Annotated in this window: 23 protein-coding genes, 1 tRNA gene and 1 pseudogene; 12 read left to right on the plus strand and 13 right to left on the minus strand. The window is 40.0% G+C overall.

The features are described from left to right. Positions 1 to 10 precede the first annotated feature (10 nt). The 3 genes from PN497_RS15985 to PN497_RS15995 form a co-directional block, all read right to left on the minus strand. Complete coding sequence (locus PN497_RS15985) at positions 11 to 820, minus strand: inositol monophosphatase family protein (RefSeq protein WP_096566459.1); 810 nt, start codon at positions 818 to 820, stop codon at positions 11 to 13. Between the two features lie 141 nt (positions 821 to 961). Beyond that, positions 962 to 1564 carry a thermonuclease family protein gene (locus PN497_RS15990; protein ID WP_096566461.1) on the minus strand — a complete coding sequence of 201 codons (603 nt, stop codon included), beginning with the start codon at positions 1562 to 1564 and terminating at the stop codon, positions 962 to 964. Positions 1565 to 1580: 16 nt separating this feature from the next. Continuing rightward, complete coding sequence (locus tag PN497_RS15995; protein WP_096566463.1) at positions 1581 to 1949, minus strand: 2Fe-2S iron-sulfur cluster-binding protein; 369 nt, start codon at positions 1947 to 1949, stop codon at positions 1581 to 1583. Between the two features lie 107 nt (positions 1950 to 2056). Between PN497_RS15995 and PN497_RS16000 the strand changes: the two genes are divergently transcribed. From PN497_RS16000 to PN497_RS16020, 5 genes are all read left to right on the plus strand, one after another. Beyond that, positions 2057 to 2143: transfer RNA gene (locus tag PN497_RS16000), tRNA-Ser, on the plus strand. A gap of 16 nt (positions 2144 to 2159) precedes the next feature. Next, a complete protein-coding gene (locus tag PN497_RS16005) occupies positions 2160 to 2747 on the plus strand; it encodes an rRNA large subunit pseudouridine synthase E (protein ID WP_096566465.1) in 588 nt (195 codons plus the stop codon). Positions 2748 to 3036: 289 nt separating this feature from the next. Then, on the plus strand, positions 3037 to 4467 hold the full coding sequence (lpdA, locus tag PN497_RS16010; RefSeq protein WP_096566467.1) for a dihydrolipoyl dehydrogenase: 1431 nt from the start codon (positions 3037 to 3039) through the stop codon (positions 4465 to 4467). A 188-nt stretch (positions 4468 to 4655) separates the two neighbouring features. Next, on the plus strand, positions 4656 to 5540 hold the full coding sequence (gene trpC, locus PN497_RS16015; RefSeq protein WP_096566469.1) for an indole-3-glycerol phosphate synthase TrpC: 885 nt from the start codon (positions 4656 to 4658) through the stop codon (positions 5538 to 5540). 411 nt (positions 5541 to 5951) lie between these two features. Further along, entirely contained in the window at positions 5952 to 7100 is a 1149-nt protein-coding gene (locus tag PN497_RS16020) for a pyridoxal-phosphate-dependent aminotransferase family protein (RefSeq protein WP_096566471.1), read from the plus strand. 340 nt (positions 7101 to 7440) lie between these two features. Here PN497_RS16020 and PN497_RS16025 read toward each other — a convergent pair whose 3' ends face one another. The 5 genes from PN497_RS16025 to PN497_RS16045 form a co-directional block, all read right to left on the minus strand. Beyond that, positions 7441 to 7668 (minus strand): DUF2949 domain-containing protein, encoded by a 228-nt coding sequence (locus PN497_RS16025; protein ID WP_096566475.1) that lies wholly within the window; start codon positions 7666 to 7668, stop codon positions 7441 to 7443. A 517-nt stretch (positions 7669 to 8185) separates the two neighbouring features. Further along, entirely contained in the window at positions 8186 to 8704 is a 519-nt protein-coding gene (locus PN497_RS16030; protein WP_096566477.1) for a DUF192 domain-containing protein, read from the minus strand. A gap of 545 nt (positions 8705 to 9249) precedes the next feature. Next, complete coding sequence (locus PN497_RS16035; RefSeq protein WP_096566479.1) at positions 9250 to 9858, minus strand: class I SAM-dependent methyltransferase; 609 nt, start codon at positions 9856 to 9858, stop codon at positions 9250 to 9252. 277 nt (positions 9859 to 10135) lie between these two features. Next, a complete protein-coding gene (locus tag PN497_RS16040) occupies positions 10136 to 10735 on the minus strand; it encodes an MBL fold metallo-hydrolase (protein WP_096566481.1) in 600 nt (199 codons plus the stop codon). Positions 10736 to 10922: 187 nt separating this feature from the next. Continuing rightward, positions 10923 to 12512 (minus strand): glycoside hydrolase family 57 protein, encoded by a 1590-nt coding sequence (locus PN497_RS16045; protein ID WP_096566483.1) that lies wholly within the window; start codon positions 12510 to 12512, stop codon positions 10923 to 10925. A 433-nt stretch (positions 12513 to 12945) separates the two neighbouring features. Between PN497_RS16045 and PN497_RS16050 the strand changes: the two genes are divergently transcribed. The 5 genes from PN497_RS16050 (at position 12946) to PN497_RS16070 (ending at position 18328) form a co-directional block, all read left to right on the plus strand. Continuing rightward, positions 12946 to 13107, plus strand: coding sequence for a hypothetical protein (locus tag PN497_RS16050; protein WP_190346260.1), 162 nt, complete (start codon positions 12946 to 12948; stop codon positions 13105 to 13107). A 34-nt stretch (positions 13108 to 13141) separates the two neighbouring features. Next, positions 13142 to 14506: a sedoheptulose 7-phosphate cyclase gene (locus tag PN497_RS16055; RefSeq protein ID WP_272110683.1), complete on the plus strand. Its 1365-nt coding sequence runs from the start codon at positions 13142 to 13144 to the stop codon at positions 14504 to 14506. Between the two features lie 210 nt (positions 14507 to 14716). Further along, a complete protein-coding gene (locus tag PN497_RS16060; protein ID WP_096566485.1) occupies positions 14717 to 15550 on the plus strand; it encodes an O-methyltransferase in 834 nt (277 codons plus the stop codon). A 217-nt stretch (positions 15551 to 15767) separates the two neighbouring features. Next, positions 15768 to 17096 carry an ATP-grasp domain-containing protein gene (locus tag PN497_RS16065; protein ID WP_096566487.1) on the plus strand — a complete coding sequence of 443 codons (1329 nt, stop codon included), beginning with the start codon at positions 15768 to 15770 and terminating at the stop codon, positions 17094 to 17096. 209 nt (positions 17097 to 17305) lie between these two features. Continuing rightward, positions 17306 to 18328, plus strand: a complete 1023-nt coding sequence (locus PN497_RS16070; protein WP_096566489.1) for a D-alanine--D-alanine ligase family protein — start codon at positions 17306 to 17308, stop codon at positions 18326 to 18328. 164 nt (positions 18329 to 18492) lie between these two features. Here the strand turns inward: PN497_RS16070 and rsgA are convergent, their stop codons facing one another. The 4 genes from rsgA to grpE form a co-directional block, all read right to left on the minus strand. Then, a complete protein-coding gene (rsgA, locus tag PN497_RS16075; protein ID WP_096566491.1) occupies positions 18493 to 19707 on the minus strand; it encodes a small ribosomal subunit biogenesis GTPase RsgA in 1215 nt (404 codons plus the stop codon). After that, positions 19704 to 19961 (minus strand): sulfurtransferase TusA family protein, encoded by a 258-nt coding sequence (locus PN497_RS16080; RefSeq protein ID WP_096566493.1) that lies wholly within the window; start codon positions 19959 to 19961, stop codon positions 19704 to 19706. Before PN497_RS16080 ends, rsgA begins: the two co-directional genes overlap by 4 nt. Then, positions 19958 to 21085 carry a molecular chaperone DnaJ gene (gene dnaJ, locus PN497_RS16085; RefSeq protein ID WP_096566495.1) on the minus strand — a complete coding sequence of 376 codons (1128 nt, stop codon included), beginning with the start codon at positions 21083 to 21085 and terminating at the stop codon, positions 19958 to 19960. Before dnaJ ends, PN497_RS16080 begins: the two co-directional genes overlap by 4 nt. 918 nt (positions 21086 to 22003) lie before the next feature. Next, complete coding sequence (grpE, locus tag PN497_RS16090; protein ID WP_096566497.1) at positions 22004 to 22750, minus strand: nucleotide exchange factor GrpE; 747 nt, start codon at positions 22748 to 22750, stop codon at positions 22004 to 22006. A 381-nt stretch (positions 22751 to 23131) separates the two neighbouring features. Here grpE and PN497_RS16095 point away from each other — a divergent pair. Both PN497_RS16095 and PN497_RS16100 read left to right on the plus strand, forming a co-directional pair. Beyond that, positions 23132 to 23242 (plus strand): annotated as a pseudogene (locus PN497_RS16095) (RNA-guided endonuclease TnpB family protein); the annotation flags it as partial. Next, the gene (locus tag PN497_RS16100; protein WP_272110686.1) at positions 23224 to 23763 is read left to right on the plus strand and encodes a hypothetical protein; all 540 of its coding nucleotides are present in this window, start codon (positions 23224 to 23226) and stop codon (positions 23761 to 23763) included. The pseudogene PN497_RS16095 and the gene PN497_RS16100, both read left to right, overlap by 19 nt. Before the next feature lie 90 nt (positions 23764 to 23853). On the opposite strand, the gene bioU is transcribed toward PN497_RS16100, so the two are convergent. Next, entirely contained in the window at positions 23854 to 24849 is a 996-nt protein-coding gene (gene bioU, locus PN497_RS16105; RefSeq protein WP_096566501.1) for a (S)-8-amino-7-oxononanoate synthase BioU, read from the minus strand. Positions 24850 to 24882 lie beyond the last annotated feature (33 nt).

A 24882-nucleotide genomic window follows, 5' to 3' on the forward strand; every position in this document is an offset into this window, starting at 1 on the left:
TTTTCCCATATTACCAAGCTGACAAAGGCGAAATTTGCATTAGTTTCTGACTCAGACTGTTATGAATATAACCGTTAGTAGCCAGGATTCTGCCAGAATCAATTTGTAAATCTCCACCATTATAAGCTGTCACCTGACCCCCAGCTTCTTGTACTAAAATTATACCAGCAGCAATATCCCAAGGTGCAATACCTCTTTCCCAATAACCATCCACACGGCCACAGGCAACATAAGCTAAATCTAGAGAAGCAGAACCGCCACGCCTTACGCCTTGGGTAAGATGGGTAAGATGACAAAATTCTGCATAGTTATTATCCTTGGTTTCCCAGCGGTCATAAGCAAATCCTGTTACTAACAAACTTTTACTCAGTTCAGAAGTTTGAGAAACCTTGATAGGTCTGCGGTTGCGTGTTGCACCTAAACCAGCAGCAGCCCGGAATAATTCATTATGGAAAGGATCATAAATTACACCGACTTTTGGCACTCCCTGAATCAACAAACCAATGGAAACAGCAAAACAGGGATATTGATGGGCGTAGTTAGTTGTACCATCTAGAGGGTCAATAGCCCAGAGATATTCACTGGTTTGATTTCCCAATTTTCCTGATTCTTCCGCGAGGATGGAATGTTGGGGAAAGTGACGGTTGATAATTTCCAAAATCACTTTTTCAGAAGCTTTATCAGCAGCGGTAACTAAATCACCAGGTCTGCCTTTTTCGGTAATAGCATCCTCTACTTTACCTAAATAATCTTGCAAAACCACACCAGCAGATAAGGCAGCTTCGGTAGCGATATCGAGAAAAATTTGTAAGTTAGTCATGAGAAGGAGTTCAAGAAGTCAGGAGTCAGGAGTTCTAGGAGTTCAGGAGTTCTAGGAGTTCAGGAGTTCTAGGAGTTCTAGGAGATGGGAAGGATTAATAACCCAATCACCAATCACCAATCACCAATCACCAATCACCAATCACTTATTCATCCGCCGATATTCACCAGGAGTTTGACGCATGGGGTTATCTGGGTTCCAGATACCTTGTCCCATCAGTCTTGCCCAAAGTTGGGCATTTTCTAGGCGTTGATTGTATTTGTGATTAGGCGATCGCCCCACAAATAGAGCATACCCTTGTTTGATCACTTGTTCATTCAAAAACACCTGATCTTTCCACCCATAAGCCCAGATTTGCCCAAACCTGTTTTTGGTTTCCAGGTCAAACTCTAACTTGAGAGATTTTTTCCCGCCATCACCATCATTAATTAACTTTTCTAAAAGTGCTTTAGCATCCTCGCCCCAAGGACGCTGACGTAAATCAGGCGCATCTAAACCGATTAAGCGGACTTGGGAAGTTATATTTGGTTGTTCTCCCAATCCCAGCACTTCTAAAGTTTGTCCGCTGACAACCCGCGCTACTGTGACTACTGTGGGTATGTTTGCTGGCTGATTTTTGCCTTGACAACTGACCAACAACAACAAACAAGATAAAATTGCTACTTTTTGCGCCCAAATACCCAAATAGGATACTAATACGGCAATTTTAGCCTGTAAGTAGCTGCACCTTGGGACAATCTTCATTGTTTATTATTTGCCTCTAATCTTCATCTAAAGGTAAACCCGCTTTGACTTTGCCTTTACCAAAAAAGCGCCCAAATTGAAGTTCATAAACTTCGTCTTCGTCTTGTGTTTCTACTTCTAAATCAGAACGAGCATAACTCACACACAACAAAGCGTAACCTTGTCGGCGTAAATCTGGGGATAAACCAATAGCTTCTGGTTGGTAAATTTCTCCTGAGATTACCCTGACAGCGCAGGTTGTACAAGCCCCATTCCGGCAAGAAAAAGGCAGTTCTATGCCATGATTTTCCCCTGTATGCAGAATATAACGGTCTTCTGGAACTTGCAGGGTATGTGATACGCCTGTTTGGCGGTTGTGAACTTTGACTGTATGGGTCTGAACCATCTTGATTTTTGCTAGAGAATGTGAGATTGTAGATTTATTGTAAAAATCTTTGATCTAATCATTGCATTTTTTACAAGTTTGGTTTAGAATGAAAATTCATGACACCTGGAGAGGTGGCCGAGTGGTTTAAGGCGCAGACCTGGAAAGTCTGTTTGGGGGAAACTTCAACGAGGGTTCGAATCCCTCCTTCTCCGTTTTTTTTTCAAGATAATGACCAATGAATTTAAGTATATTATTTTTCATAAACCCTATGGTGTCCTGAGTCAATTTACCCAAGAATCGCCTAAACACATTACCCTGAAAGACTATATTGATGTGCCTGATGTTTATCCTGTGGGGCGTTTAGACTGGGACAGTGAAGGTTTATTGTTGTTAACTAATCATGGACAGTTACAGCATCGTCTTGCTAACCCCCGGTTTGGGCATAAACGCACCTACTGGGTGCAGGTAGAAAACATTCCTGATGCAGAAGCTATCCAAAAACTATGCACAGGAATAGAAATTCAAGATTACCGAACTCGCCCCGCCCAAGTTAAACTATTTTCAGAAGAACCTATAGTGAGTGAGCGCAACCCCCCGATTAGATTTAGGAAAAATATTCCTACAGCTTGGCTGGAAATGACTCTCACAGAAGGGAAAAACCGCCAGGTGCGACGCATGACTGCTGCGGTAGGATTTCCCACTTTAAGATTAATCAGGGTGAGTATTGCTCACTTACAATTAACTGGTTTACAACTAGGTGAATGGCGCAACCTTACACCCTCAGAAATCCAAGGTTTGAAAAAGTCACGAATTTAACTAATTAGACCTCTCTGAAAAAGAATGTAGAGATGTTGTATGCAACGTCTCTACAAGGTTTAGGGTGCGGAAGGTGGGTTGAATGCTAACGCTTAGTGTGCTGTAAGCATAAAAGTTTAGATGATCGGGAAATCAGGTAAAATGGCAAAATGTCATGAAAAATCCATCATCCAAATATAACTATAATTCTAAGGTTATCCCCATTCTGAACACGATCGCACTAAGTGAACTGTTTTAGCGGGGGGAATGAAGTTAAAAATAAGTAGGTTAAAGAAACGGGGAAACTAACGTGAGTTCTGGATTTGATTACGATTTAGTGATTATTGGCGCAGGTGTAGGTGGACATGGCGCAGCCCTACACGCTGCTCATTATGGTCTGAAAACAGCGATTATTGAAGCTGGAGATATGGGAGGAACCTGTGTTAACAGAGGTTGTATTCCTTCCAAAGCTTTGTTAGCTGCTTCTGGTAAGGTGCGGGAGTTACGTAACGCCCACCATCTCAAGTCTTTGGGGATTCAAATTGGTGGTGTAGAATTTGAACGAGAAGCGATCGCTAATCATGCTAATAATCTTGTCTCGAAAATTCAAGGTGACTTAACCAACAGTCTCAAACGTCTGGGGGTCGATATTATCCGGGGGTGGGGAAAAATCGCTGGTTCACAGAAAGTCAGCGTGATGACGGATAGTGGTGACAAAACTATCACTGCTCAAAATATTATTCTTTCTCCTGGTTCTGTTCCCTTTGTTCCTCCCGGAATAGAAATAGACGGTAAAACAGTCTTTACCAGTGACCAAGGTGTAAAATTAGAATCTCTGCCTCAGTGGATCGCTATTATTGGTAGTGGTTACATCGGTTTAGAATTTTCTGATGTTTACACTGCTTTGGGTTGTGAAGTTACCATGATTGAAGCCCTGGATGTGTTAATGCCAGGATTTGATCGGGATATTGCTAAACTGGCAGAAAGAGTTTTAATTACTCCCCGTGATATTGAAACTAAGGTCGGAATATACGCTAAAAGGGTAATTCCTGGTTCTCCTGTTGTCATTGAGTTAGCAAACTTCCAAACAAAAGAAGATTTAGAAGTTTTAGAAGTTGATGCTTGTTTAGTAGCTACAGGTCGCATCCCCACTACTAAAAATCTCGGTTTAGAATCTGTGGGTGTAGAACTGGATAAACGGAATTTTATCCCTGTAAATGATGGCATGGAGGTGCTGTCAGCAGGTGAAGTAGTTCCTAACCTCTATGCCATTGGTGATGCTAACGGTAAAATGATGTTGGCTCATGCCGCTTCGGCTCAAGGTATCATTGCTGTAGAAAATATCCTGGGTAAAAACAAAACGGTAGACTATCGTAGTATTCCCGCAGCAGCTTTTACCCATCCAGAAGTGAGTTATGTGGGTTTAACAGAAACAGCGGCCCAAGAATTAGGTTTAGCAGAAGGGTTTGAAATTGCTACCAGTAAGAGTTACTTTAAAGGTAATTCTAAAGCTTTGGCAGAAAACGAAGCCGATGGTATTGCTAAAGTAATTTATCGTTCAGATACAGGTGAGGTGTTAGGTGTGCATATTTTCGGCGCACACGCTTCCAGTTTAATTCACGAAGCATCCGCCGCAGTTGCTAACCGTCAATCTGTAAAAGATTTGGCTTATTTGGTTCACGCCCATCCTACACTATCAGAAGTGTTAGATGAAGCCTACAAACGAGCGATCGCTAGTTAGGTGATTGGTGATTGGTGATTGGTGATTGGGAAATTAATCCTTTAAAATCTGTGCTTACTTTGATGGAAAAGAATAAATCTTCCCAGTCCCCAGTCCCCAGCGATGCACTGAGCTTGTCGAAGTGTCCCCAGTCCCCAGTCCCCAGTCCCCAGTGCCCAGTCCCCAGTCCCCAGTCCCCAGTCACCAGTATGCAAATTCGTCGTCGTCAACCTAGTCCAGCTATTGATGTCTCTATTGTTCGCTACCAAGCAGTATTAGAGGATGCTGAACCAAATAATATTCTTGAAGAAATTGTTTGGTATAAAGAAACAGAAGTTGAACAAATGCGGGAAAAATTGCCGTTAAAAGAACTGCAAAAAAAAGCTCTTTCCTTACCTCCTACCCGTGATTTTGTTGCTGCGTTGCGTCAAGGAAAAACTAAACCTGCATTAATCGCAGAAGTAAAAAAAGCATCCCCCAGCAAAGGGGTTTTACGGGCAGATTTTGACCCGGTAGAAATTGCTAAAGCTTATGAAGAAGGTGGTGCAAGTTGTCTTTCTGTTCTCACAGATAAAAAGTTTTTTCAAGGTAGTTTTGATAACTTATCTTTAGTCCGTGCTGCCGTAGATTTACCATTATTATGTAAGGAATTTATTATTTATCCTTATCAAATGTATTTGGCGCGAGTGAATGGCGCAGATGCAGTTCTATTGATAGCGGCAATTCTTAGTGATCAGGATTTACAGTATTTCATTAAAATTGCCAACGCTCTGAAAATGGCGGCTTTGATTGAAGTACATAGTTTAGAAGAACTTGACCGAGTTTTAGCTTTAGATGGTGTTTCTTTAGTTGGTATCAATAATCGCAACCTAGAAGATTTTTCTGTTGACCTCCAAACCACCTGCGAACTACTGAAAGCAAGAGGTAGTCAATTAAAGGAGAAAAATATTTTAGTCGTCAGTGAGTCAGGACTACATACACCAGAGGATTTAAGTATAGTAGAAACAGCCGGAGCATCAGCTGTACTCGTTGGTGAGTCTTTGGTAAAACAACCAGATCCAAAATTGGCAATTAATCAGCTTTTTGGTAAATAAGACTGGGGACTGGTGACTGGTGACTAGGGACTGGTGACTAGGGACTGGTGACTAGGGACTGGTGACTGGGAAAGAAAATTTTAGATTTTAGATTTTAGATTTTAGATTGGAATTGTCAAAAACAATCCAAAATCCAAAATCCAAAATTGTATTACCAATTACCGATTACCAATTACCAATCAAGTGGTTTCTGATCAAAAATAAAGAGGAAAGGTGAAAAGGAAAGCCGAAAGCTGGCCTTTTTGCCTTTAATTTTTAAGTTTATGCCTAGAGCAGATGTGACTCTCTCAGGTACTATAATCTTCTGATGACAGACTGATTGAATTTGTAGATGAATGTCTAAAATTTGCCATCAGAATTAAATCATCCTCAAAGGATTTTGAATCTTATTGGATTTTTGGGATAGAGATAATGGACGATAAGTTAATGTTGATGATTCCTGGACCTACTCCAGTTCCAGAAGCAGCTTTACTAGCTTTGGCTAAACACCCCATTGGACACCGTACCAGTGAATTTAGTAACATGATGGGGGAGGTGACAGAAAACCTGAAATGGCTGCACCAAACCCAAAATGATGTACTGATGCTGAATGTTAGCGGTACTGGTGCGGTAGAAGCGGGAATTATTAATTTTCTGTCTCCTGGCGATCGCATTTTGGTGGGTTCTAATGGTAAGTTTGGTGAACGTTGGGTAGAAGTTGGTCAAGCTTTTGGTTTAAATGTGGAAGTTGTCACCGCAGAATGGGGACAACCTTTAGACCCGGCTAAGTTTGGAGAAATTTTACAAGCTGACACCAACAAAGAAATTAAAGCTGTCATTATCACCCACAGCGAAACTTCTACAGGTGTAATCAATGATTTGGCAGCTATCAATAGTCATGTAAAAGCACATAGGGAAGCTTTAATTATTGTTGATGCTGTCACCAGTTTGGGTGCTTACAATGTGGCTGTTGATGCTTTGGGATTGGATGTAGTGGCTTCCGGTTCTCAAAAAGGCTATATGATACCCCCCGGTTTAGGATTTGTGTCTGTAAGTCCTAAAGCTTGGGAAGCTTACAAAACTGCGAAGTTGCCAAAATATTATTTAGATTTAGGTAAATATCGCAAATCTACAGCTAAAAATACAACTCCTTTTACTCCCCCAGTTAACTTAATTGTGGCACTACACACCACCTTGGGGATGATGAAAAAAGAGGGTTTAGAGTCAATTTTTGCCCGTCATGAACGCCAAAAAAATGCGACTCGTGCAGCGATGAAGGCTTTAAATTTACCATTGTTTGCAGCGGATGAATGCGCTAGTCCAGCTATTACCGCTGTATCAGTACCGGGAATGGAAGCGGATAAAATTCGGTCATTGATGAAAAAGCGGTTTGATATTGCTTTAGCTGGTGGTCAAGACCATCTGAGTAATAAAATTTTCCGTATTGGTCACTTAGGATTTGTGAGCGATCGCGATATTCTCAGTTGTATCGCATCATTAGAAATTGTACTGGCAGAAGTTGGGTATGAAAACTTTACCCCTGGTGCTGGTATCGCTGCTGCTGCTAAGGTTTTTGGATAAGGTCAGTGACTGGGGACTGGGGACTGGGTTATCAACTTCCTCCTGCCCTCTGCCCTCTGCCTCCTGCCTTCTGACTCCTGCCTCCTGACTCCTGACTTCTAACAATAAAAGGGCAAGTGATTTGATCAACTTGCCCTTTTAATTTGGATGTCAATAATTCAAAATTCTCAGCATCAATTTTTCGATCTATCAAACTTTGCCCAGGGCAGAGTTGACTTGACATACCTTATTTCTCCTGAATTAGCTCAACCGTTTCATATTGAATTTGCATACAGTTAGCCGCCAGAATATTGACCAGAATAGTTACCAGCAATGGATTTTCTAGTATTCCATTGCTTACCTATGCAGTCTCCAACCAATCATAAATTTGTTCTAACTGCTCTAGGGTAATCAACCCATACTGCCACAGGATCATGGTTAAAGAGCCTGTATCCTGCTCCCGATGACGCAAAGCCACAGACAGAGAAGCGGCTGAGATCGCCAAATCTTCTTGGAGAAAATTAATCAAACGAGAATATCTTGATTGTGCCATTTGTATCTCACCTCCTTGAGTAGAGTGTATTATCATATATCCTTTCCTCTTTTCTCAGTGATCTAAAGCCAGTATTTTATGTGTCACTGTGCTATGACTGAATAAATCCTCAAACACTTTCACCATCCAAAATCCAAAATCCAAAATCCAAAATCCAAAATCCAAAATCCAAAATCGTATAACTTTCGTACTGCTTGTTTCCCCCAATCTCAAGTAACAGGAACTATAAGTTAAATTGGCTTGATTCTCTTGAGTTTTTTGTGCTTAATGTAATTACATCTGAAGTATCCAAGATTCCATAGCCTATAGTCCTCTATTGATTACTATTTACACTTATGTCAAAAGAAGGATTTTTCCAGTGAAACTTTGAAGTCGGGTTTTTCATTGGGGAAAAGCGAGATCCGATGTTATGATAACTGCTGCTAAATATTAACCTCTATATTTTACGGAATAGTTTTTTTACCAAAATATCTTCATACAAAATTGACAGATTCCTCATAGGTGACTGGTGACTGGTGACTGGGGACTGGTGACTGGGAAGAATAACTAATGACTAATAACTTGGGTTGAAAAATTCAATTTTTACTTTGTCACCTACCTGTAAACCTAATTCTGTAGCTCGTTTGGATCTCAGTTCAATTACTTGGTCTATTGGTACGTTAGGACCATAGGTGGGACAAGGTTCACTTTTACAGGGGGGTGCAGCGGTCTCAATGTACTTGATTACTCCATCCTGAAGAAAGACCATATCTAAAGATACGGGGACATTCAACATCCAAAAACTGACTGGTTGGGCTGAGGGAAATACAAATAACATTCCCCTGTCATCGGGTAAAGCTGGTCTATACATCAACCCCATAGCCTGTTGTTCTGGTGTTTTTGCGACTTCTAGGTTAATTTTTGTGCCGTTGGGAATGGTAGCTTGAGCAGAGATTGGCAAATTTTGACCTTTAGGGGTTTGTAATTGGACTTGAGAGGTTGATGTAGTAGTGGGTTCGGCGGTGGTTGGGGGTGAACAGCCAATGAGTAAAACACTCAGGAGTAGATACAATACAGTTTGCCGACGCAACATAAGCTGTTGAAAATTTAAGTTTCTAAATGGACTATTGCTTTTATCATAAGTTCCCTAACTAGGCTTTGCTGTTCGCGTAGCGTGCCGTTAGGTATAAAAGTCTTTTCGTGGGGCAGGCAAAAGGAAAGGTGAACAATGGCAAAATAAAGAGCTATTCACTTAATAATGTGGTTTTTTTTATTTAGATTTCGATTTTACAGAAATTTCTGCAAAATAGCCCGCTATTGGCAATTATTTTTTTTCAGGAGATTTTTCTGTGATGTGGCCACAAGTTAGATCCCCCCAACCCTTAGAAAGGGGGGTTAATCAGGGATTTTGCTGACTATTACCGGTTCTATCAACGCTGACTAAGGGAATACCCCAGTCAAATCGAGCGTTAAAGTTTTGACTTACTAATAAACGCAAACCTATACCGACTCATGACAGCGATCGCCAAATCCTAAAATATTGGCGAACAATTATCAATTTTTATCTCAGGTTATTTTCCGAATGCCTGTCTGCCGACAGGCAGGCTTCGCCCCTACTGACTCCTGCTGTATGTTGATCTACTTAGGTTTTGCAAAAATAGTTAGCAATACTGGACCCAATAAATAGTAATGACCTAAACACAAAAGTCCAGCATCAGATCCTAATTTTTCACGTTGTTCTTGATGATAAAATTTAACTGCAACCGGCGAATTTGCCATTAATTGAAAAGGGGATGTATTAGCAGTTATATCAACTAAATAAAAGCTTCCACCGGGAACAAGTACCCTGGCAATTTCACTTAAAACTTGTTCTGGTTGAGGATAATGTAAAAAACTGATAGTGTTAAAAACTGCATCAAATTGACCTTCAGCAAAAGGAAGTGATTCTGCATTACCTTCAATATAAATTAAGCGTGGACGGTGCTGATTACTTTGTCTGGCAACCCGCAACATTTGGGGAGATAAATCTAAACCAGTACCGCGTAAGTCAGGAAATTGACTGGCTAATCTATTTAATAAGCGTCCAGTTCCACAACCTAAATCTAAAACATTGGCATTGGCTGGGATTTCGATGTGGGAAATTAATCTTTTATGGATAGCTTGGTAAATAAAAGAAGGAAATGTCCAATCGTAACTTGATGCCCAACGATCAAATAGTTGTTTTTTATTATTGATAAAATTATTCATAGTTGTATGGGAATAGAAAATAGGTAAGAATTCAGGAGTCAGGAGTCAGGAGTCAGGAGTTAGAATGCTTATGAAATCAGGAATAGAGACAAGTGATATTTTCTGAAAATCATCATAACTTACTGGAAAAGCCTTTATTCTTCTGACTTAGAGTATTTTCTATCCTGAATCATTACGAAAATAGCAATATCTTCTATTGTAATTTGAATTTGCTTTGATTGCAGAAAATCAAATACCCAACTTTTTCCAGAAGTCAGGTATCTTGTTGAATTACGAATTACAAAGTAGCTAAAAGTTCCTTTAATCTTTCATTTCCGTCCCGAAATACGGACCAACCATCTCCGACTAAAACAGCTTGTACTTTGGTTAATGTTGCTAATCTGTGAACAGAAGCAATAGCTTGTTTTCGATTTAACAGCTTGTCATCGGATAAAATAGTTAAAGTATCTGCTGAACGCGATCGCACTAAATCACCAATAATCAAAGTTGTGTCCTCTAGTAGTAAAGCTAGTTCACCGGGAGTTTTTGAACCTTGGAGTTCCATCACTTTCAGTCCTGGGACAAATTCTTCACCATCACTCAACCAGCGATCGCACGCTATTGGGAAATTTTCCTTTTCAGCTATCGGTGCTGCAATTTTCGCATAAGTTTGACTGGCAATTTCCTTAGCTGCTCGCAGATGATCGGAGTTTGTCAGGATAATCCAAACCACACCACCGAGAGATTCCAGATGATGCCAATCATGGTTTGATAAAGCTACTGGATCAATTAATATATTACCCTCTGGACGAATCCAGGCGAAGCCATTGAAATCAATATTTCTTGTCGGGTTAAAACAAGACCAGGTATATAAATCGGTACGGTGCAAAGATTTCATGATGATTCTGACTTGAGAACCTGCGATAGTTTGTGTCAATTAGGTAGCATCAATAATAATCTATAATAATCTATCATTGATACTCACCTAATTGCGAAAATTTTGCAATTTCTCTTGTCACAACCACCAGGAATGGAACTTGATCATCTCCAGGCTGGAAACCCAGAGATTGTCAAGCTGCGAAAAACTAAACGGGACGATAAACGCGATAGTTGATGCTGGGGAAAATATTATCCATTAATTCCACTTTTTCCAACCAACCGCTATCAACTTTACCGACTTTTACATCTTCATAGAGTTTATTAAATCTCATTAAGTGCGATCGCGTTCTTCTCACCGCATAGGGAACCATAGTTCCCGTCCGCATAATAAACGCCCAGTCAGAAGATTGCGCTAACAACAACTCCCGCGCTGCTTGGTTTAAAGCTTTCCATTGCAACTCATCCTCTGGTTCTAACTGGGAAATTTCAATCATCCGTTCCGCGGCTTTATGTAAATGCGGGTAAATCCAAGCATTAGTGTCATTTAACCAATATTCATGGAAACCTTTATAACCCCAACTGGACTGAGAAGGACGACAGACTTGTTGATTCTGGTTAGCTCGTAAATAATCAGCTAAATGGGTCATTTCATAAGTTCCCTGATCGTACCATGACTTACGGAACAGGTAATCAATAAACCAAGGACCCTCATACCACCAATGACCGAACAACTCCGCATCATAAGGAGAAACAATAATCGGAGGCCGTCCCATGATCCCGTGTAAATGTTCCGCTTGTCTTTCCCGATTATACATAAAGTTAGCAGCGTGTTCTGCGGATTTTTCCCTTGCCCAGTAAGGATCATACAAAGCCTTATCAGAGAGACCTAAGCCACGTCCGGTAATCTTATGATATTTAATTCCCGTATTTTTACGCTGTCCATTGGGCATGATATAGGGTTTGATGTACTCATATTCTGCTTCCCAACCCAAATCCTTATAAAATTCCCGATATTCAGCAGCACCGGGATAACCCACTTCCGAAGACCATACTTGTTGAGAAGATTCATGGTCACGACCAAAAGCAGCAACACCTGTTTCTGTAAAAATTGGCGCGTAAGTACCAAAGCGGGGACGGGGACGGGCGTATAAAATCCCATGTCCATCGGTGAGGAAATAACGCAAACCAGCATCCGCCAGCATTCGTTCCAAACCTTCATAGTAAGCACATTCAGGCAACCAAATACCTCTAGGCGCTTGACCAAAAGTTTCTGCGTAATGTTCACAAGCCACCTGAAGTTGCGCCCATACAGCTTGGGGATACATCTTCATTAAGGGTAAATACCCATGAGTAGCACCGCAAGTTATGATTTCTAGGTTGTTTGTATCTTGGTATTGTTTGAAAGCTGTTACTAAATCACCCTGATATTTTTCCCAAACCTGACGAGCTTCATTAAATTCAGTGGCGTAATGTTCAGCCAAATAACGCATATGTCCATTGTGGATATTGCGTTCTGCTTCCAATTCTATTAGTTCTTCTAACTTGGCTAAATGTTCATTATAGCGTTCTTGTAACAGAGGATCACGGAGCATGGAAACCAGAGGCGGTGTCATACTCATCGTGATTTTAAAGTCGATGCCGTCTCGCTTTAAGCCTTCAAATACTTTCAATAAAGGAATGTAGGTTTCTGTAATAGCCTCATAAAGCCATTCCTCTTCCAGCACATAGTCACTTTCCGGGTGACGAACGAAGGGTAAATGTGCATGAAGTACAAGTGCGACGTAACCTATAGACATAATAGTTTTGGGGTGGGTTGTAAATTGAAGGTCGAGAGTTTGGCAGAAATTAACAATATTTTAAGATGATATCGGGATCGTGAAGGAAGTTTTATTAGTCAAGCCCCACATCTGAGATTTGAGCAAAGAATATCTACCCGCAGATAGTTGTCATCAAGCAATCCCAAGTATTTTTCCTGAGTTATGTGTTGGCGATCATGTGATTATCATACAATAAATTATTTGGCAAGTATCTAGAACACTGAAAAAAATAGAATTTTTGTAAGTTAAAACAGTTTCTATTAATTTAATAAATACATAAACTTTTCACAAACTATAAGCAACAACTAAATGTTACTCTTTATTAAGAACATTAATTAAATCTAAAAACTTACTTCCAAATCACCACAGAAGATGAGAAAACTTAACATTTAGTTACATTTTCGGTGAAAGTATGAGTAAATTTGCTACCCAGCCGACTTGTTGGCAAGATGCAAATGTTAAATCTGAAACATCGGTTTATCTGATTGATGTTGTTGAAGCTTTTGCAAAAAAAAGACCTGTTCAAATAAATTCAATTTCTACAAGAGCAGAACTTTTTGATCTTCCATATTGACCAAATTACAAAAATCAGAAAAAGGCCAGTTGAAATGACTCCACAAAGCATATTACCAACCCCAGAAATTGCAGATAACTTATTAGTAGAATCAGAAAAAATCGAAAATTCCCTAGCGACTGACACCATCAGATTCACACATGGGGAAAAGTACCTCACATCCCAGTGGTATACGGGATCTGGGGAAATAGCACATAAAAAAGATGGTCGTTCCTTTGAAGTTGCTGCTACATTCACATTAACAGCAGAAGTCAAAGTAGTAGAAGGAGTTTTTCAACCAGGAAACGAGATTTTAGCTAACATATATAATAGTCGTTGTCGTTGTGTAGCAGTGATAGACCAGACAGTTAACGAGTTGTATGGTGAGCAAGTTAGAAAATATTTTGATGCTCATGAAATACCATTAGAAATGATGGTATGTCGTGCATGGGAAGCAGACAAAACCCCGGAAACAGTACACAAAATATTAGGGTTTTTAGGAAAAGACGGTTGCGATGTTTCCCGCAACGAACCTGTATTAATTATAGGTGGTGGTGTGTTAAGCGATGTTGCGGGTTTAGCTTGTGCCTTACAACATCGTCGGACACCTTATATCATGGTGGGAACAACAGTAGTAGCAGCTATTGACGCAGGTCCTTCACCCCGCACTTGTACCAACGGTAAACAGTTCAAAAATAGTATTGGTGCATATCATCCCCCCGTACTAACCTTAGTAGATCGGAGTTTTTTCCGCACCTTAGCAACTGGACATATTCGGAATGGGATGGCAGAAATTATTAAAATGGCCATTACCGATGATGCGGTTTTATTTGAGTTGTTGGAAAAATACGGACCCCGGTTGATAGAGACACATTTTGCGACTGTAGACGCAGATGAAGAGTTAGCAGAAATAGCAGACGAGATTATTTACCGTGCATTGTTCTCCTATATGAAACATGAGGGAACAAATATGTTTGAAACATATCAAGATCGTCCCCATGCTTATGGACATACATGGAGTCCCCGGTTTGAACCAGCGGTGAAGATGATGCACGGACACGCAGTAACAACTGGAATGGCCTTTGGTGCGACATTAGCGGTAGAGATGAACTGGTTAAAACCAGAAGAACGCGATCGCATTATTACACTATGTCAGTCCTTGGGTTTAACAGTGTATCATCCCATTTTGGAAGACATGGAGATCATGATCGAAGGTCAGAAAAATATGCGTCGGAAGCGGGGAGATGGTGGACTTTGGGCCCCTGTTCCCAGAGGTGGAATAGGTGCGTGTGACTATATTCAAGAAGTTGAACCAGAATTATTGGAAGCAGCAGTCAAAGCGCATAAAGCTGTTTGTAGTAATTTAGCAAATCACGGTGCTGGTGTGGAAATGTATTTGCAAGATTTGGGTTTGGAATAAAAAAGTCTAAAATCTAAAATCCAAAATTGTCTGATGGGTTTTCGTTGGTAGCATAACTTTTTTTGATTTCACGCAGAGACGCAGAGAACGCAGAGAAAGGAGAAGGTTAATTTTTTAATTTTTGCTCTCGTTTTTTGAGTTGTCTGTTATCTGTGTGATGAATTTTTCAAGTCTAGAATCTAAAATCCAAAATCTAAAATCTAAAATCTAATGACTGAAACTCTAACAAAAATCAACAAACCTAGACCTGTTACCCCTTTAGGTATTTTGGTTGAGGAACTGGAAAGAACATTAAAGATAGCGAAGCAGGAAAATGTTTCTGCGGAACTTGCGAACTCTTTAAAAAAGGTGTATGAGTTAGCAGCAGGAATAGATCCATATTTGGAAGAGAATACTACACAAGAATCACCAGAATTATCAGCATTAGCGAAAAAAACTGCTGCTGAAGATTGGAGTAAAAGATTTGATGATGGTGAAACAGTCCGTCAGTTAGAACAGGAAATGTTATCTGGACATATTGAAGGACAAACTTTAAAAATGTTTGTGTCCATGACTAAAGCAAAACGCATTTTAGAGATAGGAATGTTTACGGGATATTCTGCTTTAGCAATGGCAGAAGCATTACCGGCAGATGGTGATATAATTGCTTGTGAAGTGGATGAATATGTCTCAGAATTTGCGAAGGAATGTTTTGAAAATTCAGAACATGGTAAAAAAATTAAAGTGGTAACTGCACCTGCAATAGAAACCTTAAAGAAATTAATTGCAGATGGAGAAACCTTTGATTTAGTTTTCATAGATGCTGATAAACCAGGATATGTAGATTATTTCAACCTGTTAATAGAAACCAACCTATTAGCAAAGGATGGATTTATATGTGTAGATAACACATTATTACAAGGACAACCTTATTTACCCAAAGAAAAAAGAACAGCAAACGGAGAAGCGATAGCGAAATTTAATCAAACAGTCACCCAAGATCCCAGAGTGGAACAAGTCATATTACCATTAAGAGACGGTTTAACAATCATCAAAAGAAAATAGAAAATTGAATATTCAAATCCCCGACTTCTCAAAAAAACAATCATAAAATAAGACAACCAAACAAACAAGTCGGGGTTCTTATCCCCAACAGAAAAACCCTCTCAAACCTCTTACCTTTGCGTCCTTTGCGTCCTTCGTGGTTCAATAAAAAAAGACAAAAACACCAAACAGAAAAACCCTCTCAAACCTCTGTGTCTCTGCGGTTCAATAAAAAAACATGAAAAAAATAAAATCCATCTTGCAAAACATAGGAACATTAATATTACTACTCCTAATGTTCCCGATCAACCTCACCCTAGTAATTACCGCATTTCTTACCAACCTGATCACCTTACCATTTCAGAAAAAAATCACCTATGAAAACCCCAAAAACATCCTATTAACAGGTGGTAAAATGACCAAATCATTACAACTTGCAAGGTCATTTCATCGCGCAGGCCACAAAGTATTCATGGTAGAAACCCATAAATATTGGTTATCAGGACATCAATATTCCAAAGCAGTCAAAAAATTCCTCACAGTACCCGCACCCGAAAAAGATCCAGAAGGATATTGTCAAAGTTTATTAGACATAGTAAAACGAGAAAAAATAGATGTATTTATTCCCGTTTCCAGTCCCGTTGCGAGTTATTATGACTCCTTAGCAAAACCAATATTATCACCTTATTGTGAAGTATTTCATTTCGATACAGAAATGACAAAAACACTAGATGATAAATTTAGTTTATGTGAACAAGCGCGGGTTTTAGGTTTAACCGCACCCAAAGTATTTTTAATAACTTCCCCAGGGGAAATTATCAACTTTGATTTTTCCCAAGAACAAAATCCATACATTATAAAAAGTATTCAATATGATTCTGTGACTCGTTTAGATATGACGAAATTTCCCTTTGAAGGAATGAAAGAGTATGTGAAAAAATTACCCATTAGTAAAGAAAGACCTTGGGTAATGCAGGAATTTATCAAAGGTCAAGAATATTGTACTCATAGTACAGTCAGAGATGGAGAAATTCGTTTACATTGCTGTTCTAAATCTTCCCCATTTCAAGTAAATTATGAACAGGTTGATAACCCAGAAATATTCCAATGGGTACAAAAATTTGTCAAAGAATTAAATTTAACTGGACAAATTTCTTTTGATTTTATGCAAACAGAAGACGGAAAAGTTTACCCGATAGAATGTAACCCCCGCACCCATACTGCAATTACAATGTTTTATGACCATCCAGGGTTAGCGGATGCGTATTTAGAACCTGGGAAAAATCAACCTCATATAGAACCTTTACCCACCAGTAAACCAACTTATTGGTTATATCATGAATTGTGGAGAATCACAGGAATTAGGTCTTTTAATGATTTAACAAACTGGTTAAATAAAGTGATTAAAGGTAAGGATGCAATGTTAGATAAAGATGATCCTTTACCATTTTTAATGGTGCATCATTGGCAAATTGTGTTGTTATTGCTGCAAAATATGGTAAAATTAAAAGGATGGGTAAGAATAGATTTCAATATTGGGAAATTGGTTGAAATTGGTGGAGATTAAAAAAGTTGTAATTTGTAATTTCAAAACTTCGGAAATTTGGAACTTCTCAAAAATCATGTCAAAACTCAATCTTTTGTATTTATTTGTATTTAACAGTTTTCGTAGGTTGGGTTGAACAAAATGAAACCCAATAAACCATTAAAAACGTTGGGTTTCTGATCGTGAACCCAACCTACATAACTTTTGAAATTCTAAACTCTTAAAAAATCATGTCAAAACTCAATCTTCTCTACCTTACAGGGTCCCCAGAAAGTGATTTTTTCTGTAATTTATCACGACTGTATGCTCAAGACTCAATAAATGCGATCGCAAATAACCCAAACTATGATATTCTGATTGCATATATTACACCGGATGGTAACTGGAAATTTCCCCATTCTTTGAGTTTTGAAGATATTGCAGACAGTCAACCCATATCCTTACCGGATGCGATCGCATGGATAATGACAAAAAACATTGATGTAGTTGTACCGCAGATGTTTTGTATACCGGGAATGACCCATTACCGCGCTTTATGTGATGTGTTAAAAATTCGCTATATAGGTAATACCCCGGAAGTAATGGCCATAACCGCGAATAAAGCGAAAGCTAAAACCATTGTAGCAGCAGCAGGGGTAAAAGTTCCTCATGGTGAAGTTTTGCGTCCTGGAGACATTCCCACCATCACACCCAAAGCAGTAGTAAAACCTGCAAGTTCAGATAACTCTTTAGGAGTGAGTTTAGTAAAAGACATTAAAGAATACGAAACCGCATTAAAAGAAGCATTCAAATATGCAGAACAAGTGATAGTAGAAGAATATATAGAATTAGGTCGAGAAGTGAGATGTGGGATAATCGAAAAACAAGGAGAATTAATAGGTTTACCCCTAGAAGAATATTTAGTAGACTCCAAAAATAAACCCGTGAGAGACTACGCTGATAAACTGAAATTAGGGGATGATGGTAACTTAAATTTAACAGCCAAAGATAATATTAAAGCTTGGATTGTAGATACACAAGACCCCATCACCCAAAAAGTACAAGCAGCAGCAAAAAAATGTCATCAAGCATTAGGATGTCGTCATTATAGCTTATTTGATTTTCGCATAGATCCGAATGGAGAACCTTACTTTTTAGAAGCTGGGTTATATTGTTCCTATTCACCGAAAAGCGTAATTCCTTGTATGTCCAAAAATGCGGGAATTTCTCTAGATGAGTTATTAGAAATAGCAATAAAAGAAACCTTAAAATGAGGAGTCAGGAGTCAGTAGTCAGGAGTCAGAAGAAAGAATAAAAAAGAAGTAAAGAAAAAAGAAAAACCCTAAAAAACCTCTTACCTTAGCGTCCTTTGCGTTCTTCGTGGTTCAATAAAAAAAGAAACAAACACCACACAGAAAAACCCTCTTAAACTTCTTACCTACTCCTCACTTTCTAAATCTAAATCTTGTAAACTTTGCACCTGAACCCGACGAGAAACCCGACGGTATTTCTTACTTTCCAACTTAGGTTCATACTTACTTTCACCCTTACCCTTAGCTTTCACCTTCAAAGTAGACTCAGGATCAGCTTGTTCTTTAAGATAAGTTTGATAAGCGATCGCATCACTTAAAAATTCCAAATAATGCTCATATCTTTCCCAGTCACTACCCACAATACAACCCGGTTCATCTCGATGTAAACAATCAGTAAAACGACAACTTCCACCTTCTAAACGTCTTCTCGCTTCAGGAAAATAGTAGATTAAATCTTCAGGAAGACAACTTAAATCAGGTTGATTAAAACCAGGAGTATCAGCTAACAAACCACCATCAGGAAGTTCAAATAATTCCACATGACGGGTAGTATGACGACCACGCGCTAACTTACCAGAAACCTCACCCACACGCAAATTAGCATCAGGAATTAACATATTAATTAAACTGGATTTTCCCACACCCGAAGGACCAGCAATCACAGTAATTTTATGATTTAAATAATTAGAAACTTCATTAATATTAATTTGATTTTGCACACTAATAAAAATTGGTTGATAACCCCAACTTTCGAGGCGATCGCTAATTTCCTGTTGTTCGTCTTCTGTAATTAAATCACATTTATTTAGGCATAATAAAACATCTACCCCTGTAGATTCAGCCTTAATTAAAAACCTGCTTAACTGAAAAGGTTCTAAGGGAGGATCAGCAACCGCAAAAACCAAAAGAATTTGATTCACATTAGCGATCGCCGGTCGATCCAACTCACTGTTTCTTGGTAGAACATCAGCGATCGCACCCCTTCCCCCGGTCCAGTCAGGCTCTTCAATAACCACGCGATCGCCAACCATCACCTGTTGACCGATTTTTTTCAACCGAGTCCTGCGGGTACAGAGGAGACTGGAGACTGGGGACTGGTGACTAGGGACTGGGTTATTAATGTTTCCCTGCCTCCTGCCTTCTGCCTTCTGACTCCTGACTCCTGACTCCTGTACGGGCGAAGCATTCGGGCGACCAATTATCAATTTTTGTTCAAGGCTATTTTCCGAATGCTTCGCCCCTACGACTCCTTGATCTAACTGCACCCGATAAAAATTAGCCTGTACAGCTAACACCGTACCCAATAACTCCCCTGTAGTAGAAACACTATCTTCCATCATGCAGCAGTTACCGGACGACGTACAAGCAAAGAAAAATAACCAGAACAGTCAGTAATTTTTTCCACCTGATAACCAGCCATAGTTAAACTATCAGGAACTTGTTCAATAGGTTCACCCCCATCTAACCAGACTTCCAACAAACTGCCATCTGGCATTTGTTCCAGACGTAACTTAGTCCGGACAAAATTAATTGGACAAGGAGTACCACGCAAGTCCAACTGAGCATCAGGAGTTAACAGAGAAGATAGACTCATGACTTAAACAGATTTTCAAAAAATCCCCCACCTTTACCAGTTCTATCACCCTTAATTTTAGCTAGTTTTTCCAGCAGTTCCCTTTCCTCTGGGGTGATCTTCGTAGGAATATCAATTAACACCGTCAGCAAATGGTCGCCCCGACTCACAGGATTTCCCAAACGAGGTACACCACGACTTTCCAGTCTCATCACCGTATTTGGCTGAGTTCCTGGGGGAATAATCAACTCTACCGGACCATCAACAGTATTCACCTCCAAACGGCAACCTAAAATTGCTTGCAAGTAGCTGAGTTTGATTTCCGAAAGAACATTAATTCCATCACGCTGAAATTCTTCATCCTCATTCACAAATAAGTAAACATACAAATCTCCCGCAGGTCCACCTCGTTGGCCAGCATCACCTTCTTGGGAGATCCGTAACCGTGTACCATTATCTACCCCAGCGGGAATAGTAATTTTTAGCTTTTTCGTGACCTGATTTGCGCCTTTACCATCACAAGCATCACATTTATCTTCCACTACTGACCCAGTACCATTACAGGTGGGACAGGTAGAAACTTGGGTAAAGCTGCCAAAAGGAGTTCTAGTCACACGTCGCACCTGGCCAGAACCGCTACAAGTGCTACAAGTCCGGGGACGAGTTCCTGGTTTAGCACCAGAACCACTACAAACTTCACAAGTTTCTAGATGAGAAATGCGGATTTCCTTTTCACCACCAAATACCGCTTCCCGAAAATCTAACTTCAGGTCTAGACGTAAATCATCACCCCGTACAGGACCACTACGCCGTCTTTGCTGTGTAGGTCCACCCATTCCTCCAGCAAAACCGCTGAAAATGCTTTCAAAGATATCGGCAAAACCGCCCATATCCCCCATATCTTGGAAGCCAGCACCAGCAGCACCAGAAACGCCAGCTTCACCAAAACGGTTGTAACGCTCGCGGGTTTCTGGCTCAGACAGCACTTCATAAGCGCGGTTTATTTCCTTGAATCGTTCTTCCGCACCCGGTTCTTTGTTCACATCAGGGTGATACTTCCGGGCTTGGCGGCGATAAGCCTGTTTAATTTCTTCTTTGTCGGCATCACGAGAGACACCTAGAATTTCATAATAGTCGCGGGCCATAGAGCAAGGGTAAAAGTTAGAACTAATAAAGCAGAAATACCTAAAAGACTAAGGTAAAGGAGATAGAGACAGCACTTAATTTTTGTTTATGAATTTATTTTACCTTTTACCTTTAACAAACATTAACAGTAAATCTTGATTAGCAGATACATTCATTGTGGTTAACGACAAAAGCAATGGCATGATGAGTCAATTTAGCTCGATCATCCTGACATTGCCTGAGCCGATCTCTTTTACAATTGTGCTACTTAGAACGACAAAAATAAGCCCATCAAATAGAGGGACTAACCGTACCTTATGGTGTGGAAATCCACCATATACTTTTAGTTTCATATTTAGTATGAGATCATCTACTTCACACTTAGCAGGAGTTAGCAGTCAGCAGTCAGGGAGAGAGGTTAATAACCCATTACCAATTACCAATTACCAATTACCAATTGCCCATTACCTAATCTATCGCTTCATAATCAGATATAGCCGTATTATCCTCATCAAAATCAAAATTGAATTGTGGTATTGACGTTGCTGTTGTGGAACTTTCTTCTACCAAAGTTAAGGAAATATCACTCAGGTCTTCTTCCTCCTCGTTTCCTCCCTCTGACGATGGGCTATTGACCGGGCTACTAACTCGTTTGTAAACATCTGCACCGATCGCAAACAGAGTTTGTTGAAATTCCTCTAATATTGACTTAAAAACAGATAGGGAAACATTAGGGTCATTTACATTTATTCAGCAAGCCCTACATAAAGCCATAGCATATATCTGCTACTAATGATAACGCCTAGTCTTTGATTAAACCCGCTTGCGGAAGGGCTGATTAACTTCAGTAAAGAGTCAACAGCCCTATCCTGTTTGAGAACAGTAATTTTTACCGCAGAATTGAGAATTTTTCAGTCAGTAGGACGAGTGAATACAGCTTAACTGTTTTCTTGACTAGACTCATCTTCCTGTTCTGTAGGTGTATCTTCCTGGGGCGCAGCAACTTTCACCATTGCATGGCGCAACACGCGATCGCCCAAAAAATATCCCCGTACTAATTCTTCTAAAACTGTTCCTTCGGGATGTTCATTGGTCGGTTCTCGCATCACGGCTTCATGCAGGTTAGGATCAAATTCTTGACCTTCAGGACGCATTGGTGACACACCTAATCGTTTCAGACAATCCACTAATTGTTTATACACTCCTTGATAACTTTTGTGAATTGTCATCTCGCCATCATTTTGTGGTTTGAGGTGCGCCCGCGCCCGTTCAAAGTTATCAACTACAGGTAACAATTCCATAATTGTGTTTCTCTTCACCTGTGTTTCCATATCTTCTTTTTCTTTAGAGACGCGTTTGCGATAATTCTCAAAATCTGCGGCGATTCGCATATATTGAGTGCTACGTTCTTCAACTTGCATTTTCAAAAACTCAATTTGTTGAGTCAATTGTGTTAAAGCCGCCGTATCGACTTCTGTTGTTTCTGCCGCAGCGACACCATTTTCTTCTGTGAAAGCAGGTTCTCCCGATACATTGGTTTGCTCTGGGGTTTGCTCAGTCACATCGCTGCCAGATTCATGAGAGTTAATTTCGGCTGGTGAGTCGCTGTTCATTGCTTGGTTTCCCTCTATTGGTTCGCCCAATTGCTGGCTTGTATTGTTTACTTGTTTATTTTCATCCATCATTATCTACTCATCCCAGATGCTTTTGAAGGCTTTGCTGGAAGCAATTGTAGATTTTTGATTCAACCTACGTGCAGCATTTAAACTGTACAATTCAAACATTATTCATGAAATCTAACAATACAGTTGATTTCACCATTTTATAAGAAAGTTGAGTGAACCAAAACCACTGAGGTAAAGTATCTGAGCGTGGTGGTCAGAGAGCTTGCGGTCACTGAGCTTGCCGAAGTGTCGAACTGCGAAGATATTTTACCGTGCTAAGGAACAGTGGATGTAGGTGAACGGCTTGCCCCTCTAGGGGCAGTCACCAGGATATTACCATTTTCTCACTGACAAGTTATGTGAACCGATTTAACATAAGAATGTGGTTGTTAGGTCGTCGCCATGATAATTTACGAGTTCAAAGTCAAAGCAAAAGATAAGCAATACCAAGCAATAGATGAGGCCATTCGTACCAGCCAATTCATCCAAAACAAGTGTTTGCGTTATTGGGTTTAGCAGAATATAGTAATCATATAGCAGCGATCGCACTTCTCAAAAATCATCGTCCTTACTGGGAAATGATTCCCAGTCTACGTCGTCCATCGGAAAGTGTCATTACTATCACTTTACCTGTTGTTAGAGTGCGTGACTTAGAAGCTAAAACTTCACAAACGATGGGTTTACCTTGTGATATTGCCATGATTATGTGTGATCCAGAATGGAAAATCAAAACAGATGTAGAAATTTTATTATTTATTCATCGTCCTGATGAGGATTTTTCTGATTTTTTGGGAAGATGGAGACAAACTCAAGTTTTGTTGGATAAACAATATGAATGGATCATGCACCCCCGTCATAGTCATATTTTAAGCGAAGGTGCAAATAGTGTTTATCCTTTGTTTGTGATTTTTCCTGAAACCCCGCAACACATCCAACGAGGTTTAATAGGTGCAGATTTACCTTTTGTGATGCAAACACCGACAATTTTGGAAGAAGAGAAAGAAGAATATCAAGAATCTTATATTAGGGAATAGGGAATAGTAACAAGGCAAAAGGCAAAAGGCAAGAGTTAATATTATACCCAGTCACCAGTCACCAGTCACCAGTCCCCAGTCCCCAGTCCCCTATTTTACAAATTTAGGCATAATTTCCGCTGCGGTAAATAAGCCGTTAATGCCTCTTTGATGTAATTCTTGACCGGCTTTTAAATAACCAAAGGCAGGACCACAAACGTTAGCGGCCATGCTGGTTTCATCACCTAATGTAAATGTATGAGTTGATATTTTCCCTTCAAAGGTGCGTCCAGTAATTTTCACATTGGTACTTAAAGGCTTTTTGGGGTTGCGAGTATCAACTACACCACCAACGGTTACTCTATCCCGTGAACAAATTCCAGCTATTTCTAACATTACATCATCGGCGTGTTCCATGTTTTCTAATGTCAACACACCGTTAGTTTTATCAAGTAATGCTTCTACTTCTGCATCGGTCATTGCTCTAGCGGTTTCTACAGTATAACCGGGTATATGTCCGATATCTTCCCGAACTGTAGCACGATAAGCTTCCCAGTTAGCAATACCTACACCAAAGGTAATAACTACGCTGTGAATTTCGGCGTAACTTTGGGCTGCTAAAGCGGCGGCGGCGGTTAATAGTCCAGGAGTTGCACCACAACCGGTCATGTAGGTAATACCTGCTGCTTGCAGTTCATCTTTCATCGCTAAAAGTTGTTCTACGGCGCTGGTGCGTTTGATGGCATCAACTAACACACCTTGCCAACCCGCTTCGATAAATTGTTTGGTGACGTTGGGGATAAAGTCGTTAGGTAGGTTGGGTAAAGCCAGGAAATAACCATCTACAGCGTCACCGGTGGCTTGAATTAGGTCTTGAATGCTGTTGTTGCTTAATGTTCCAAAGGGTTCTAAATAACCGACTGTTCCCTGTTTTTGGTAGGTGGAAATGCAAGCATTGGTGTTTAAGCCTTCTGTAGAGTATGCGTAGCCTTTTTGATCTGCGGCTGCAACTAAGATCATTTCCCGTTTGCTGGAGAGGAGTTTTGCTGCTGCTTGGCCGAGTCCCCCAAAACCAAGGACTCCGACGCGGATGGGTTGTTTGTTCATTGTGTTTTTTCTCTGTATGGTTAAAGGTTAATT

The organism is Sphaerospermopsis kisseleviana CS-549 (assembly GCF_028329225.1).
Lineage (GTDB): Bacteria > Cyanobacteriota > Cyanobacteriia > Cyanobacteriales > Nostocaceae > Sphaerospermopsis > Sphaerospermopsis kisseleviana.